Origin of the sequence: Klebsiella sp. GB_Kp047 (genome assembly GCF_040065235.1) — a bacterium.
Lineage (GTDB): Bacteria > Pseudomonadota > Gammaproteobacteria > Enterobacterales > Enterobacteriaceae > Klebsiella > Klebsiella quasipneumoniae.
The window spans coordinates 802,098-816,450 of sequence record NZ_JBEAJG010000041.1 but is presented as its reverse complement, the minus strand read 5'-3'; the positions used below and the strand labels follow the sequence as shown (position 1 = coordinate 816,450).

17 protein-coding genes are annotated in these 14,353 nt (G+C 59.6%); 8 read left to right on the top strand and 9 right to left on the bottom strand.

What is annotated here, in order from left to right; genetic code table 11:
- Window positions 1–13 precede the first annotated feature (13 nt).
- Window positions 14–913, top strand: a complete 900-nt coding sequence (locus ABLV76_RS24625) for a LysR substrate-binding domain-containing protein (RefSeq protein ID WP_032425984.1) — start codon at window positions 14–16, stop codon at window positions 911–913.
- On the opposite strand, the gene ABLV76_RS24620 is transcribed toward ABLV76_RS24625, so the two are convergent.
- Both ABLV76_RS24620 and ABLV76_RS24615 read right to left on the bottom strand, forming a co-directional pair.
- Window positions 910–2,694, bottom strand: a complete 1,785-nt coding sequence (locus ABLV76_RS24620) for a sensor domain-containing diguanylate cyclase (RefSeq protein WP_064150285.1) — start codon at window positions 2,692–2,694, stop codon at window positions 910–912. The two genes, ABLV76_RS24625 and ABLV76_RS24620, sit on opposite strands and share 4 nt — an antisense overlap.
- A 73-nt stretch (window positions 2,695–2,767) precedes the next feature.
- The gene (locus tag ABLV76_RS24615) at window positions 2,768–3,976 is read right to left on the bottom strand and encodes an HD domain-containing phosphohydrolase (protein ID WP_043519433.1); all 1,209 of its coding nucleotides are present in this window, start codon (window positions 3,974–3,976) and stop codon (window positions 2,768–2,770) included.
- Window positions 3,977–4,279: 303 nt separating this feature from the next.
- On the opposite strand from ABLV76_RS24615, the gene fraE reads away from it, so the two are divergent.
- The 4 genes from fraE (at window position 4,280) to ABLV76_RS24595 (ending at window position 8,018) form a co-directional block, all read left to right on the top strand.
- Window positions 4,280–5,323 (top strand): fructose-asparagine asparaginase, encoded by a 1,044-nt coding sequence (gene fraE, locus ABLV76_RS24610; RefSeq protein WP_049115112.1) that lies wholly within the window; start codon window positions 4,280–4,282, stop codon window positions 5,321–5,323.
- Window positions 5,324–5,981: 658 nt separating this feature from the next.
- On the top strand, window positions 5,982–6,896 hold the full coding sequence (gene lpxP, locus ABLV76_RS24605) for a kdo(2)-lipid IV(A) palmitoleoyltransferase (protein WP_017898648.1): 915 nt from the start codon (window positions 5,982–5,984) through the stop codon (window positions 6,894–6,896).
- Between the two features lie 89 nt (window positions 6,897–6,985).
- The gene (gene leuE, locus ABLV76_RS24600) at window positions 6,986–7,624 is read left to right on the top strand and encodes a leucine efflux protein LeuE (protein ID WP_004203730.1); all 639 of its coding nucleotides are present in this window, start codon (window positions 6,986–6,988) and stop codon (window positions 7,622–7,624) included.
- 130 nt (window positions 7,625–7,754) lie between these two features.
- Window positions 7,755–8,018, top strand: a complete 264-nt coding sequence (locus ABLV76_RS24595) for a DUF2534 family protein (protein WP_004203731.1) — start codon at window positions 7,755–7,757, stop codon at window positions 8,016–8,018.
- 59 nt (window positions 8,019–8,077) lie between these two features.
- Here ABLV76_RS24595 and ABLV76_RS24590 read toward each other — a convergent pair whose 3' ends face one another.
- The 3 genes from ABLV76_RS24590 to ABLV76_RS24580 all read right to left on the bottom strand — a co-directional run bounded on the left by ABLV76_RS24590 (window position 8,078) and on the right by ABLV76_RS24580 (window position 9,568).
- Window positions 8,078–8,203 carry a hypothetical protein gene (locus tag ABLV76_RS24590; RefSeq protein WP_004203733.1) on the bottom strand — a complete coding sequence of 42 codons (126 nt, stop codon included), beginning with the start codon at window positions 8,201–8,203 and terminating at the stop codon, window positions 8,078–8,080.
- A 192-nt stretch (window positions 8,204–8,395) separates the two neighbouring features.
- A complete protein-coding gene (locus ABLV76_RS24585; RefSeq protein WP_004150782.1) occupies window positions 8,396–8,497 on the bottom strand; it encodes a YoaK family small membrane protein in 102 nt (33 codons plus the stop codon).
- Between the two features lie 57 nt (window positions 8,498–8,554).
- On the bottom strand, window positions 8,555–9,568 hold the full coding sequence (locus ABLV76_RS24580; protein WP_017898645.1) for a sensor domain-containing diguanylate cyclase: 1,014 nt from the start codon (window positions 9,566–9,568) through the stop codon (window positions 8,555–8,557).
- Between the two features lie 300 nt (window positions 9,569–9,868).
- Here ABLV76_RS24580 and ABLV76_RS24575 point away from each other — a divergent pair, with 300 nt between their 5' ends.
- Complete coding sequence (locus ABLV76_RS24575; protein WP_049115115.1) at window positions 9,869–10,108, top strand: DUF333 domain-containing protein; 240 nt, start codon at window positions 9,869–9,871, stop codon at window positions 10,106–10,108.
- Here ABLV76_RS24575 and ABLV76_RS24570 read toward each other — a convergent pair.
- Both ABLV76_RS24570 and ABLV76_RS24565 read right to left on the bottom strand, forming a co-directional pair.
- The gene (locus ABLV76_RS24570) at window positions 10,098–10,436 is read right to left on the bottom strand and encodes a DUF488 family protein (protein WP_074194547.1); all 339 of its coding nucleotides are present in this window, start codon (window positions 10,434–10,436) and stop codon (window positions 10,098–10,100) included. The two genes, ABLV76_RS24575 and ABLV76_RS24570, sit on opposite strands and share 11 nt — an antisense overlap.
- A 4-nt stretch (window positions 10,437–10,440) precedes the next feature.
- Entirely contained in the window at window positions 10,441–10,950 is a 510-nt protein-coding gene (locus tag ABLV76_RS24565) for a DUF523 domain-containing protein (protein ID WP_004203740.1), read from the bottom strand.
- A 145-nt stretch (window positions 10,951–11,095) separates the two neighbouring features.
- Between ABLV76_RS24565 and ABLV76_RS24560 the strand changes: the two genes are divergently transcribed.
- Entirely contained in the window at window positions 11,096–11,788 is a 693-nt protein-coding gene (locus tag ABLV76_RS24560; RefSeq protein WP_004203741.1) for a CTP synthase, read from the top strand.
- 31 nt (window positions 11,789–11,819) lie between these two features.
- Here ABLV76_RS24560 and ABLV76_RS24555 read toward each other — a convergent pair whose 3' ends face one another.
- Window positions 11,820–12,995: a CynX/NimT family MFS transporter gene (locus tag ABLV76_RS24555; RefSeq protein ID WP_072140547.1), complete on the bottom strand. Its 1,176-nt coding sequence runs from the start codon at window positions 12,993–12,995 to the stop codon at window positions 11,820–11,822.
- Between the two features lie 107 nt (window positions 12,996–13,102).
- Here ABLV76_RS24555 and ABLV76_RS24550 point away from each other — a divergent pair, with 107 nt between their 5' ends.
- Window positions 13,103–13,897: a helix-turn-helix transcriptional regulator gene (locus ABLV76_RS24550; protein WP_072500731.1), complete on the top strand. Its 795-nt coding sequence runs from the start codon at window positions 13,103–13,105 to the stop codon at window positions 13,895–13,897.
- Here ABLV76_RS24550 and ABLV76_RS24545 read toward each other — a convergent pair.
- Complete coding sequence (locus ABLV76_RS24545) at window positions 13,881–14,327, bottom strand: DUF441 domain-containing protein (protein WP_004203746.1); 447 nt, start codon at window positions 14,325–14,327, stop codon at window positions 13,881–13,883. The genes ABLV76_RS24550 and ABLV76_RS24545 overlap by 17 nt on opposite strands.
- Window positions 14,328–14,353 lie beyond the last annotated feature (26 nt).

The window sequence follows — 14,353 nt, the reverse complement described above, 5'->3', positions numbered from 1 at the left end:
CCGGAGTCCGGCCATGTCCTTGCGAGCGTTACGCCATTTTGTGGTCGTTGCCGAAGAGTTACATATGCACCGGGCGGCGGAGCGGTTGCATATCGCCCAGCCCGCCCTCAGCCAGCAGATCAAACAGCTCGAGCAGCGTCTGGGGGTGGTGCTCTTCTCCCGCGCTAACCGCCGTCTGACCCTGACCGCCGCGGGCGAGGCCTTTTGGCAGAAGACGCGGCTGGCGCTGGAGATGGTCGACCAGGCGGCACTTGACGCCCAGCGCACCGCGCGGGGCGAGCAGGGAAGACTGCATCTGGGGTATGTCTCCAGCGCGATGTACGACAGCAAACTGCCGGGGCTCCTGCGCGAGCTGCGCGCCGACTGGCCGGGGATTGAGCTGTCGCTGGTGCATGGCGATGTGCAAATGCTCTACGAAGCGCTGCTGGATCTGCGCCTGGATATCGCCATCATCCGCGCGCCGCTGGCCTCGCCGCCGGACGCGCTGGTGGTCAGGCCGTTTATGCGGGAAAAGCTCTGTCTGGCGCTCTATCAGCAGCATCCACTGGCAGGGGTAGGGGCGCTCAATCTGGCCTCATTGCGCGCGGATAACTGGATCTCTCTTAACGATCCGCAGGGCACCGGGCTGGAGCAGGTATTTATTGACGCCTGCCGCGTCGCGGGCTTTACGCCGCAGGTGGCGCAGCGGGTCAACGACGTCACCTCGATGATTAGCCTGGTCTCCGCCGGGGTCGGGGTGGCCCTGGTTCCGGTCTCGGCGCGGGCCTTACGCCTCGATAACGTGGTGTACATCGATCTTCAGGACCGGCTGGCGGAGAGTGAGCTGAGCATGGTTTACCACCGCCATATCCGTTCGGCGGTAGTACGGAAAGTCATCTCGCTGCTCAATGCGACTGAGCACTCACCCGGTTAACCGGTCTTCAGGCGGCCAAAGCTGACAATCCTTGAGCGGCCCAGCTCTTTCGCCCGGTACAGCGCGGCGTCCGCCGCGCGCAGCAGGCTGTCGCTTTGGGTATGCTGCGGATAGCTGGCGATACCAATCGACACATCCACCTGACCTATTTCGGTCAGACCATCGCGCAGCGTCATATTATGCACCTGGGTATAGATCTCGCTGGCGCACTGGTGCGCCTCGGCTTCGTCAATGCCGGGGAGCAGCACCAGAAACTCCTCGCCGCCGTAGCGGAAAGCCATGCCGATATCGCGCACCGCGCGCTGCACGATGGTGGCGACGCTCTTAATCACCAGATCCCCGGCCTCGTGGCCGTAGCGATCATTGATGGCTTTAAAATGATCGATGTCGATCATCAGACAGCTCAGCGGGGTGTGGGTATGGACCGCCAGCGCCATCTGTGAATGCAGCGCTTCGTCAAGATGATGGCGATTACGCAGGCCGGTCAGGGAATCGAACAGCGCTTTTTCCAGCAGGGCGCTGCGTAAACGCTGATTGGCCAGCGCCAGGCCCAGCGCTTCCGCCATCAGCTCAAGGTAGGCCCGGGAAGGAGCGTCACTGGCGGTAACGTTCTGAAAGGTCAGCAGCCCGATGGCTTCGCCCTGGGCGATAAGCGGTACGCAGAGCGACTGGCCGGCGTGCGCCTCCGGCAGATGATAGCAGGTGATATCGGGTTCGCCCTGCACCGGCGGATGGCTGAGTCCCCGACGTATCGCCCAGCAGTCGTCGGGTGAAAAGGGCGTCGTCTCCCCGGCGGGCGCCAGCCACTGCGCCACGCAGCGCATCTGCCAGGGATCGGTATCCAGAATATACAGTTTCCCGGGGATCGTCGGGGCGATATTCGGCGCAAACAGTTCCGCCACCTTAATCACATCCTCAATGGTTTCACAGCCCTGCAGCCGCTGGGTCATGCGCGCCAGCAGTTCGCGGATCGCCCAGTCGGCGTCGCGCTGCTGCTCCAGCTGCTGGCGGGCCAGGCCGTTCTCGCGAAAAATGCGGATGGCCTGGGCCATATCGCCAATCTCATCCACCTGAGTGAACTGCGGCGTCTCCACCGCATAGTCCTGGGAGGCGAGACGCTGCACCACGTCGCTCAGGCGAACCACCGGGTAGAGCACCCGGCGTTTGAGAATAAAGCCGAGGACGAACAAAAACATCAGGGCGGTCAGGCCGACCATGATTTCCGACAGGGTTCGCCAGATCCGCGAGCGGTCGGTAGCCTGGTCAATGGCAACGGCGGCGCGATTTTCGAGCATCTGGCGGAAGCGATCGATCTGCGTCTGCATACGTTCCAGCTCGGTCTCGTACGCTTTGCCATACAGTATCGCGATGGCCGCTGGCGCATCGCCGTTGGCGACATGCGCCAGGGCGGCCTGCTGTTCATCCTGAAGTTCAGCGGCAATCTGCAGGCCATCGTGCAGCAGCGCCAGCTCCTCGCGGTTGGCGCCGTTATCTTTCAATCTGGCCAGCCGCAGCTCAATGCTTTTGTCGCTCCGCTGCAGCTGCTGATACTGCTCCAGCGTCTCCGGCGAGGGCTTAACCACGTATAGCCGGGCGAGGTCAGACAACGCCCAGGCGTCGTTTTCCACCTCGTCGGAGAGGGTATCAAAGACCTGGCGCTGCTGTACCGCCTGGCGTTCGACGCGGTCAGCGCTGGAGGCCATGAGCATGGCGCTCCCGGATGCCAGCGTCAGGCCGACGGTGATCCCGTAGGCCCAGTTGGTGATGGTGGCGATTCTCACCCTGTGTTTCCTTGCATGCAGATGAAGCGGTTTTAATTATAGAACCCGCCCCCGGTTATGACGGCGGCCCGCTTCAGGGACGGTGCTCGCTGCGGGGGTGTTCAAGGGTCTGAAGAATGATGGCGTGTAGCGTTTCCGCATGGTGGCGTAAAACGAGAAAGACATCGCGATCCAGAGCGCCATTTATAACATCCGTTTCCATAATCTGTAAGGCCTCCTGCCAGGCCATCCCTTTACGATAAGGGCGATTTTCGGTCAGGGCGGTGAAAATATCGGCGATGGAGATAATCCGGTCGGCGAGGGTCAGGTGATCCTTTTCGAGATGCAGAGGGTAGCCGCTGCCGTCCAGTTTTTCATGATGATTCGAGGCCCAGTTGATAATGTCGCCAAGCTCGCTGTAGTCGCTCAGGAGATCTCCGGTCATGTAGCTGTGCTCGCGTACCTGACTCAGCTCGTCGTCATCCAGCTCCCCCTCTTTTTCCAGAATAGAAAGAGGGATATAAACCTTACCAATGTCATGCAGATAGCCGGCAACCTGTATTTGCTGGCAGGTGGGCTCTGGCAGCTGCATCCAATGGGCAAGCTGGCGGGCGATTTCCCCCACCATAATACTGTGGCTGGCGGTAAAGCTGCTGTAGGTGTCGACAATTTTGGCAATCAGCAGGCAGACATCTTTCAGACCGTCAATATCCAGATATAGCGTGTTGATGGGGGCAATAATTTCCAGCAGCCGTTGAATATGCCCGGGATGCAGGTGCTGCCAGAAGCTCGCATTTTCAGCGACCTCGCACAGGGTATCGCAGAGCAGCGGATCGATCTCCCGGTGCAGGGTGACGAACTGCTCCACCACTGCCCGCGTGGGCCACGCGGCCACGCGGCTATCCGCCGGCAGCAGCCGTTCAAAGGCATCGGCGAAATAGACAATATGCTGTTCGCGGCTGCCGCGGTGCTCCGGGCTAAAGTGGTGGTCGCGAATAAAGGGGACGATGGGCTGGAAGGTTGCTAACCCCTCAAGCATCGCCGCCCCCTGGCGCTGATGCGGATCGTGGATATTATCGATGGCATCCAGCGAATGGATGGTGCGTCTATCACCCAGTACGCCGATATCGTGCAGCAGCGCGGCGCAAAAAATGGTCTGCTGACGCTCGGCAGGCAGCCCCAGCCTTTGCGCCAGCGTCAGCGCGATTAAGGCCGTTCGTTGCATATGCCGGTGCAGTTCAGGGTTAATGATCTGAATGACGTTGGTGGTCAGCATCAGGGCCGACTTCAGGGCAATGCGCATTTCTGTTCTCCGTTCGCGTCACCTGGCGGGCATAAATGACCTCGAGGGTGACGGAAGTGTCGATAATCTGATCGCAATGCGTGTTGTGTGTTGCTGAACGGGTAAAAACTCATAATGTATGGGGTCATGGCGCCTGCCCGGTTCAGATCCAGTCATGCACCAGATTTGGGCGATGTTGAGGCGAGAACCTTATTATTGTCTGATAGTTAACCATTTACCCCCCGTAAAAGATATCAATTCTGGCAAGCCCTTTGCATTAAGCAAGCGTAAGTTTGATTAATGTCTATGAAGGGAGTGACCTGTATGAATTTTAGAGCATTACTTGCCATTGCGTTACTGACGATAAGCAGCCTGGCGTTTAGCGAGACGCGTTTACCGCATATTGTCATTTTAGCCACCGGCGGGACGATTGCCGGCTCGGCGGCCAGCAATACCCAGACGACGGGCTATAAAGCCGGGGCAATTGGCGTGCAGACGCTGATTAACGCCGTGCCGGAAATCAGTAAAATTGCCCACGTCGAAGGTGAGCAGGTGGCGAATATCGGCAGTGAGAATATGACCAGCGATATTATTCTGCAGCTCTCGAAGCGGGTGAATGCGTTATTAGCCCGGGATGATGTCGATGGCGTGGTGATCACGCATGGCACCGACACCCTCGATGAAACCCCTTATTTCCTCAATCTGACGGTGAAAAGCAATAAACCGGTGGTCTTTACCGCCGCGATGCGTCCGGCGACGGCGATCAGCGCCGACGGGCCGATGAATCTGCTGGAAGCCGTCACCGTCGCCGCCGACCCGGATGCCCGCGGGCGCGGGGTAATGGTGGTGCTTAACGACCGCATCGGCGCGGCGCGCTTCGTCACCAAAACCAATGCCACCTCGCTGGATACTTTCCGGGCGCCGGAGGAGGGGTATCTTGGCGTCGTGGTGGGGGGAAAACCCCAGTTTGAAACGCGGGTGGATAAGATCCACACCCTGCGCTCGGTCTTCGATGTGCGTCAGCTGAAGGCCCTGCCGAAAGTGGTAATCATCTATGGTTACCAGGACGACCCGGAGTATATGTACGATGCGGCGATCGCCCATCATGCCGACGGTATTATTTACGCCGGCACGGGGGCAGGTTCGGTGTCGGTACGTAGCGCCGCCGGTATTAAAAAAGCGCAGCAGGCGGGCATCGTGGTGGTGCGCGCCTCCCGCACCGGCAGCGGCGTGGTGCCGCCGGACGACAGCCAGCCCGGGCTGGTGGCCGATTCCCTCAATCCAGCGAAAGCGCGTATTCTGCTGATGACGGCGCTGACGCAGACCAAAGATCCGCTGCTGATCCAGCAATATTTCCACACCTACTGATCCTCTGCCGCCGGGGCGTCCATCACGTCTTCGCTGCGGTTTGCCCTACAGTGACCCGATGTCGGGTCACTGTCCGCGCTAAACACGGTGCTTTATGCCGGTAAGGCGTAAAGAAATATTTTTTCAGCGGCGGGTAAGGGCGGTATTAACGCGCAAACAATTGCCAGGGCGCTTATTTTTAAAGCATCTTTAAATAAGTCTATTCTTAATTATTCCCTTAAGGCGATTTTAATATTCCTTATGCTGACGGATAAAAAATGAGTCACGCTGAAGGGGGAACCCTTTTATTTTTTCGCGGCACAGACGAAGAGCTTGGAGACGCGGGCAGGCTGCGGGCCGTGTGGCTGAGCGGGCATCAGACCCCGGCAGACAAGGCGTTCTCGCGTCGGGTTTCGATTATGTCCGGTAGTAACGCTGATGATTAGCGTGAAAATGATATGCACGATGAATATATTAAGAAGAGGATAAGATTTAAGTTTACATTTAGTAACATTTGTGCCGCAATTATGTTTTTTTGTCAGCACGCTGTTTTTTACTTGCCGGAGGGAATTTCAGCGGATTAGTATTGTCCTACTTGCTGTACGTACCGCCTAATGATGATAAATGGATTCTGTTTTCCTTAAGCGTTACCACATAATTAATGTTTACAGGAAAAATCATGGCCTGCGTATTTAATAAACAACTTTTACACCCGCGCAACTGGCTGACCTGGTTTGGGCTCGGCATCCTCTGGTTGATTGTACAACTGCCTTATCCGCTGCTGCATTTTATCGGCACCAGCGCGGGTCGTCTTTCCCGACGTTTTCTCAAACGCCGCGAACATATCGCCCGGCGCAATATTGAACTCTGCTTCCCGGAGATGTCGCCGGCGGCGCGCGAGACCCTGATCGATCAAAACTTTATGTCGCTGGGAATGGGGCTGATTGAAACCGGCATGGCCTGGTTCTGGAGCGACGAACGGGTCAAAAAATGGTTTGATGTCGAGGGCTTTGCCAACCTTAATCATGCGCTTAGCGGCGGGAAAGGGGTGATGGTCGTCGGCGTGCACTTTATGTCGCTGGAGCTGGGCGGGCGCGCCATGGGGCTGTGTCGTCCAATGATGGCCACCTATCGTCCGCATAACAGTCCGCTGATGGAGTGGGTGCAAACCCGCGGTCGCCTGCGCTCGAACAAAGCGATGATCGATCGCAACAACCTGACCGGCCTGGTACATGCCTTAAAATCAGGCGAGGCGGTATGGTTTGCTCCGGACCAGGATTACGGCCCCAAGGGCAGCGTGTTTGCGCCGTTTTTCTCCGTCCCGCAAGCGGCAACCACCAACGGCACCTATGTGCTTTCCCGCTTATCGGGGGCGAAAATGCTGAGCATTAGCATGGTGCGCAAGCTGGATCGCCAGGGCTACAGCTTGCACATTAGCGAAGTGATGAATGACTATCCCGGTGAGGATAAGCAGATCGCCGCCGGCTATATCAACAAGGTGATTGAGCGCGAGATCCTCCGCGCCCCTGAGCAGTATCTGTGGGTGCATCGCCGTTTTAAAACCCGCCCGCTGGGTGAACCTTCCGTCTATTAACCTTCCCGCACAGGCTGCGCTTTCAAAATCCCGACAGTTGGGGTAACGTGAGCCGGATCATGTTTTAGTCGTGCGCGAAGGAGTGCAGAGTGTTCGCTGAGTTTGGTGTTCTGAATTATTTGACTTACCTGGTCGGGGCGGTGTTTATCATCCTCGTCCCTGGCCCTAATACGTTTTTTGTGCTGAAGACGGGCATTGCCCACGGCGTGAAGAAAGGCTATCTGGCGGCGGCGGGCGTCTTTATTGGCGACGCGGTGCTGATGTTTCTGGCCTTTGCCGGCGTGGCGACGCTGATTAAGACCACGCCGGTGCTGTTTAACGTCGTCCGTTACCTCGGGGCGATTTACCTGCTGTGGCTGGGGGGCAAAATGCTCTATGCGGTGCTGACCCAGCGTGACGGCCAGGCCGACGCCAGCGCAGAGCCGGCGAGCGCGATCCTCAAGCGTTCCCTGACCCTGAGCCTTACCAACCCGAAAGCGATTCTGTTTTATGTGTCGTTTTTCGTGCAGTTTATCGATGTCAACGCCAAAGCCCCCGGGGTGGCGTTCTTTATTCTGGCGCTGACCCTTGAGGTGATTAGCTTCTGCTATATGAGCTTTTTGATCCTCTCCGGCTCGTTTGTCACCCGCTACGTCAAAACCCGCAAGAAGCTGGCTAAACTTGGCAACAGCCTGATTGGCCTGGTTTTCGTTGGGTTCGCCGCGCGCCTGGCTACCCTGCAGTCCTGATCCCCACGGGCCGGTTACCCACAGACCGGCCCGCCGCCTCTTATTCTGTCCTGTAACAAAAACCCTTCATTTTTTATTGCATTGGTGTTACATATACAGCCGTTTATCGCACAGCAAAAAGGAAGCCCGGATGATTCTGCAAAAACTCCTCAGCAATAAAAACTGCAAAAAATACTGTCTGTCGCTCGCGGCGGTGTTTGCTATCGCGCTGGCGGTGGTGGGACGGGCGACCTTTGGCGGCGTGGTGAGCGAGTACAATATGCCGTACTCGGAGTGGACGACGTCTATGTTCTTCCTGCAGGGGGCGATGGTGACAGTTTACAGCATCGTCTTTACCGCGCTCTTCGCTATTCCGCTCGGCTTTATTTTCCTCGGCGACGAGCGTCAGGATTAAGCGTCAACGGGCGAACCGCGGTTCGCCCTGTCTTATCGGCTCATCAACAGCGTGAAGCATTAATCATCGTCATGATAGTGGTGATGGTGGTGGTGGCGATGGTGGTGATACCCATCGTCAACAATGCATCCCGATAACAGCGTGCACAGCGCGATAATCAACGGTAACACGATCGGCTTTTTCATCCTTACTTCTCCCGCTATTTTTCTTTCCCCGTGGCCGAGAATGCCGCGGCGGATAACGTGAGTGTAAAGCGTTAACTTATTGATGGGATAGGACAACTCCGCAATATCGTCGCGGCGATCACCACCAGCCGAACTGGGCGCCGGCCACCGCCACGATGGCGACAACCAGCATAATAATGGTGCTTTTTTTCATTATGCCCCGCCCGGCGCCGCATAGCCGCCGACAAAAAACCAGCCGAGAAAGACGACGGCGATGATAAAGATCGCCACCGGGAAAAGAATACCCAATTTCATGATAGTGTCCCTGTACCCACGAATGATGCCCTGCATGATACTGGATATCGCGTGACTTTAGTCAATATGAATAAAATTCTCCTGCCGGCGAGACTTCTTATCCTGATACATCGCCTCATCGGCAGCGCGTAAGGCCGCTTCAACATCGATACTCTGCGGATCGCAGATGACCACCCCGAAGCTGGCGCCCTCATAGTTGATACGCTGTTCGCCGAGGAAGTAGACCCCGCACAGGGCCTGGCGCAGGGTGGTGACATACGCCTGCTGCGCTGCAGGCGGCTGGGCGCTACCGACGATCAAAAACTCATCGCCGCCAAGGCGGCCAACGATATCTTCACGGCGCGCGACGGCGGTGAGTCGTTCACCGACCTGCACCAGAAAGCTGTCACCGCACGGATGGCCGAACCGATCGTTAATGGCTTTGAAACCGTCGAGATCGATAAAAATGAGCGCGACCTGTTGCTGCTGAGCGCGGGCGGAGGCAAAGCGTAGCGCCAGTTGCTTAAACAGCGCGCGGCGGTTAGGGAGCTGGGTGAGCTCATCGGTCGACGAATGCAGCTCCAGCGCGACGTTTGCCGCCTGCAGTTGTTGCACCAGGGTGTCTTTTTCCACGTAGTGGGAAATGAGCTTCGCGAACAGGCCCATGACCTGTTCACCTTCAAGGTTATAAGGCTGTTGTTGCCGGCTGGTGGCGCAGAGGGTACCGAACAGAGAGCCGTCGGCCAGGCGCACAGGAATGCTTAAAAAGGTGGCGATCCCCAGCTCCTGGGCGGCGATGCAGGAGTGCCAGCGACGGGCGACGTCATTGCTAAACGTACACTGATCCTCAAGGGCGCGTTTGCACAGAGATTCATCCCAGGGGACGGAAAATCCTTCCGGGATCTGCATTTCGCTGCTGTTGTGGGCGAACATGATCTGCTGCCGCTGGGCGTTAATATCGATGCGGGTAAGGTAGGTGGACTCCATTCGCGTCACCGCCTCCAGCATCTCCAGCAGCTGGCGCACCAGGGTTTCCAGGGACTGTTCCGTAGCGAGGGTTTGCGACACCCGGGCAAGAATAAAATCTGACATGAATAATACAGCTCCAGCACGCCAAACGTCACCCCAGCATATTGGGCTGCAAACGGACATCAGCGTCGAATAAACAGTGATATTTTTAAATTTATCACATCTTTCTGGGGAATACTTGTCGGCTCGCCGGGAAAAAAGCCCCGTCGGGGGCGACGGGGAAAAACTCATTGATTATGGAATGATCTGTTCTCTGGTCAGTTCGAGAACAGGGGCTACTCTACGGGGGAAAAGTGCAGGCAAGATGGAGAAACCATGGAGATTCAGGCTAAAATCCCCGGGAATTGGAGAAAGGGAGAAAAGATGAAAAAGTTACTGGCTATTTTGCCCCTGGCGCTGGCCGGCTGTGCCCAGCCGCAGCCCACCGCGCCGACGAAAACCATCGGCATGCCCAATCCCGCGGCGGTCTACTGTCAGCAATCCGGCGGCATCCGGGTGCCGGTGCAAACGCCGCAGGGCGTCAGCACCCAGTGCAAGCTGCCCAGCGGCGAAACTCTCGATGAGTGGGCGCTATGGCGCCGGGACCATCCGGCTAAATCGTAACCGGCAGGGCCGCCAGCCAGGCGGCCAGCACCCGGGCATGATTCTGCTCGGTGTTCTTCGCGGCGTACAGCAGCGTCAGCGTCTGGCGCTGCGCCAGCGCCGCCAGCCGCAGGCCCGTGTCGCGATGGGCGTCGAGCTCCTGAAGATAGCGCTGGCTGAAGTGGTCGAAATCGATCGCCTCGCCGTGAAAGGCTTTCCGCAGCTCAGCGGACGGCGTTAACTCTTTACACCACTCATCACAGGCCAGCGCCTCTTTTTTAATCCCCCGCGGCCAGAGACGGTCGACCAGCACCCGGTAGCCGTCGCTGCTTTCCTGCGGATCGTACACCCGTTTACATTGAATCATCATCCTGCTCCCTCTGTGCCATCCAGGCGAGCAACTGCGGGATCTGCCCGTCGGAAAATACCGTGATGCCGTGGGCGCGCAGCAGCTCGGCGGCCACGCCGGCGCCCGCTTTGCGCCGCCCGCGAAAGGAACCGTCATAGATAAACTGGCTGCCGCAGGTGGGGCTGCCGTCGGTGAGTAACGCCGCCTGACAGCCCGCTTCCCGGGCGGCGCTGAGCGCCAGCCAGGCGGCCAGCTGATAATGTCCCGTGACGTCGCGGCCGTCGCTTTCCACGATCCGCGCCCGCCCGGCAAGCACATCGCCGCCGGCGCCGTCGACGATCTCCGCCGGCAGGCGGGGCGTCGGCAGACCGGCCGCCAGCTCCGGGCAGTGGATCACCAGACGATCCGCCTGCTGCCAGCGGGACAGGGTCGCCGCCAGCTGCGCTTTCTCGCTACCGTTATATCGCACCTGGAATCCCATCAGGCAGGCGCTGACCAAAAGCTTACTTTTCATCCTCTCTCCCTTTTGCGCTTGCTCCAGTATACCTCACCCGCCGGCCACGGCGGTGGGGTGAAAATAAGGATTGTGTTCCACAGAGGGGATCGCTATCCTGACGTGCCTTGTGCTGCTCGTCTCGTCCAGACATAAGGAACCTGCTATGAAAACCCCTTTACGCCTCGCCCTTGTCGGCGATTATCACCCCGATATTGTTGCCCATCAGGCCATTCCCCTAGCAATAGACGATGCTGCCGCCGTGCTGGAGCAGCCGGTGAAATATGACTGGCTCGCCACCCCGTCGATCGCCTCCGGCGACGCGCTGGCGGAGTACGATGCCGTCTGGGTCGTTCCCGGCAGCCCGTATCGTCACCCGGAAGGCGCGTTTACCGCTATCCGCTATGCCCGTGAAAACAGCATTCCTTTCCTCGGCACCTGCGGCGGCTTTCAGCACGCGGTGATTGAATACGCCCGTAACGTGCTCGGCTGGCAGGATGCCGGTCATGCGGAAACCGACAGCGAAGGGCGGATGGTGATCGCGCCCCTCAGCTGCTCGCTGGTGGAGGCTTCTGCCGTCGTCGAGCTGCGGGCGAATACGCTGATTGCCCGCGCGTATGGTCGGGAGAGCATTGAAGAGGGCTACCACTGCCGCTACGGTGTGGACAGCGCGTTTGCCGCGGAGCTGGAGCAGGGCGATCTGCGCGTCACCGGCTGGGATGAAGAGGGTGAGATCCGCGCCGTCGAGCTGGTGACGCACCCGTTTTTTGTCGCCACCTTGTTCCAGCATGAGCGCCACGCGCTGGACGGGCGTCCTGCGCCGCTGGTGCAGGCGTTGCTGCGCGCCGCGGCACAATAACCCTACCGGCAGCGCCCGCTGCCGGTCATCTTCAGGGATGAATCTCCCGGTCGCGCCCGGCGAGGGCGCCGCAGATCGCCATCACCAGCGAAATCAGCGCCACCGCCAGCAGCGGAATATGCCAGTCGCCATTGGCATCGTGGATCCTGCCCATCAGCGGCGGCCCGCAGGCAGCCAGCAGATAGCCGACGCTCTGCGCCATCCCCGACAGCGCCGCGGCCTGGTGCGCCGAGCTGGCGCGCAGGCCGATAAACGTCAGGCCGAGGATCATCGTGGCTCCGGAGCCAAAGCCGAACAGCAGCGTCCAGCCGATCGCCAGCCCTGGCAGTAGCCACAGTCCGGCGGCGCTGATGGCGCACATCAGGGCGACCAGCACCGCGATCCCGCGCTGGTCGCGCAGCCGATGCAGGATCAGCGGTATCGCCAGGCCGGGCGCAGCGGTCGCCAGCTGCAGCAGGCCATGCAGCGAGCCGGCCTGCGCTTCGCTATAGCCCATACTCTGCAGAATCGACGGCAGCCAGCCGATAATCACGTAATAGACCAGCGAGTTGATGCCGAGGAACAGCGTCACCTGCCAGGCCAGCGCCGACCGCCAGATCCCCCGGTTATGCATGGCGCCTGAGCCGGTCAGCGGGGCCTCCGCTTGACGCCGGGACTGCGGCAGCCAGCTGAGGAGCGCCAGCAGCGGAAAGATCATCAGCAGCAGCAGCGCCCCGCGCCAGCCGAATCCGGCCATCGCCACGGGGACCACCAGCGCCGAGCCTAGCGCCGCTGCGCCGCCCATCGTCAGGGAATAGGCGCCGGTCATCCGCGCGACATGCTGCGAGAAATCCCGTTTAATCAGCCCGGGCAGCAGCACGTTTCCCAGCGCAATGCCGCAACCGATCACCGCCGTGCCGATAAACAGCCATGCAGCGGAGGGCAGGGAGCGCAGGGCAATGCCGGCGCAGATCAGCAGCATCGCCAGCAACAGGCTGCGCTCCATGCCGAACCGGCGGGCAACCCCTGCCGCCAGCGGCGAGACAAGGCCAAAGGCCAGCAGCGGCAGGGTGGTGAGCAGCCCGGTCTGCGCGGTGGTCAGGCCATAGTCGCTACGAATCGCGTCCAGCAGCGGCGCCGCGCCGGTAAAGACCACGCGCAGGGTGGTGGCGATGAGCAGGATACCGGCAATCAGCAGCGCGGAGCGGCGGCCGGTGGAGGAGGTCACAGAAGACATATCATTCTCAAAGTAACTAAAGAGGGGGGTTACGATAGCGACTTTGTCCTCTGTTTAAATCAAGCTAAAATGACAGATTATCGCTAATATCGGACAACATGATGATCGGACTGGGTCTGGATGGTTATGAACCGGACAGTGGCCACGAATCGGCCATTGCCTTTCGTATTCGGGTGGTGGAGGCGGAGCAGTATATTCCGGCGCATTCCCACCGTAAGGGGCAGCTGATCCTCGCCCTGCACGGCGCCTTAACCTGCGAGGTGGAGAACGCGATGTGGATGGTGCCGCCGCAGTATGCGGTGTGGGTCCCGGGGCAGCTTTCCCACAGTAACCGCGCCACCCCCGGCGCCCAGGTGTGCTTCCTGTTCATCGAGCCGGGCGCCGCGCCGATGCCGGACCGCTGCTGTACGTTAAAGATTTCCCCGCTGGTGCGGGAGCTGATCCTCGCCCTGGCGGAACGCGGCGGGGAGTCGCTGGCCGCCCCCGCCACGGCCCGGCTGGTGCAGGTTCTGTTTGATGAGCTGCCCCGTCAGCCGCAGGAGCACCTGCAGCTGCCGGTATCGAACCACCCGAAAATTCGCCAGATGGTGACGATGATGGCTGAGGATCCGGCGCGCTGGCAGACCCTGAACCAGTGGGCGGCGGAGTTCGCGATGAGCGAGCGCAATCTGGCGCGGCTGGTGGTGCGTGAAACGGGGCTGAGCTTTCGCCGCTGGCGCCATCAGCTGCAGCTGATCCTTGCACTGCAGCAGCTGATCCGCGGGCAGACGGTACAGCAGACGGCCCAGGCGCTGGGCTACGATTCCACCACCGCCTTCATCACCATGTTTAAGAAAGGGCTTGGGCAGACGCCGGGCCGCTATCACGGCAGCCTGGCTACGACTTCCCAATAAACAGCGAGATGATCCCGGCGGCAATCAGCGGCCCGACCGGGACGCCGCGAAACAGGGCGACGCCGAGCACCGTACCGACCAACAGCCCGGCCACCAGATGCGGCTGGGAGCCCATCAGCGAGACGCCGCGTCCGCCAAGCCACGAGACAAACACCCCGACCGCAATCGCCAGCAGCGATTTCCAGTTCATAAAGGAGTGGATCAGCGTCGATGGCGGCAGCGTGCCGCTGGCGATGGGCGCCATCACGCCGATAGTCAGAATGATGATCCCGACGGTCAGGCCCTGCTTCTCAATCCAGGGAAAGAAGGCGTTCAGCGGCGTGACGCGCACGATAATCAGCACGAGGATGGAGATTGCTACGGTGGTGTTATGACTGATAAAGCCGAGCGCCGCCAGACCCAGCAGGATCAACAGGGTGGTATCAAACATGTACAGAGGTCCTTGCCAAAAAAAGA

Coding starts and splice junctions, on each gene's coding strand:
- ABLV76_RS24625 (WP_032425984.1), top strand. CDS start 14: ATGTCCTTGCGAGCGTTACGCCATTTTGTGGTCGTTGCCGAAGAGTTA.
- ABLV76_RS24615 (WP_043519433.1), bottom strand. CDS start 3,976: ATGCGCATTGCCCTGAAGTCGGCCCTGATGCTGACCACCAACGTCATT.
- fraE (WP_049115112.1), top strand. CDS start 4,280: ATGAATTTTAGAGCATTACTTGCCATTGCGTTACTGACGATAAGCAGC.
- lpxP (WP_017898648.1), top strand. CDS start 5,982: ATGGCCTGCGTATTTAATAAACAACTTTTACACCCGCGCAACTGGCTG.
- ABLV76_RS24595 (WP_004203731.1), top strand. CDS start 7,755: ATGATTCTGCAAAAACTCCTCAGCAATAAAAACTGCAAAAAATACTGT.
- ABLV76_RS24590 (WP_004203733.1), bottom strand. CDS start 8,203: ATGAAAAAGCCGATCGTGTTACCGTTGATTATCGCGCTGTGCACGCTG.
- ABLV76_RS24585 (WP_004150782.1), bottom strand. CDS start 8,497: ATGAAATTGGGTATTCTTTTCCCGGTGGCGATCTTTATCATCGCCGTC.
- ABLV76_RS24580 (WP_017898645.1), bottom strand. CDS start 9,568: ATGTCAGATTTTATTCTTGCCCGGGTGTCGCAAACCCTCGCTACGGAA.
- ABLV76_RS24575 (WP_049115115.1), top strand. CDS start 9,869: ATGAAAAAGTTACTGGCTATTTTGCCCCTGGCGCTGGCCGGCTGTGCC.
- ABLV76_RS24565 (WP_004203740.1), bottom strand. CDS start 10,950: ATGAAAAGTAAGCTTTTGGTCAGCGCCTGCCTGATGGGATTCCAGGTG.
- ABLV76_RS24560 (WP_004203741.1), top strand. CDS start 11,096: ATGAAAACCCCTTTACGCCTCGCCCTTGTCGGCGATTATCACCCCGAT.
- ABLV76_RS24550 (WP_072500731.1), top strand. CDS start 13,103: ATGATGATCGGACTGGGTCTGGATGGTTATGAACCGGACAGTGGCCAC.
- ABLV76_RS24545 (WP_004203746.1), bottom strand. CDS start 14,327: ATGTTTGATACCACCCTGTTGATCCTGCTGGGTCTGGCGGCGCTCGGC.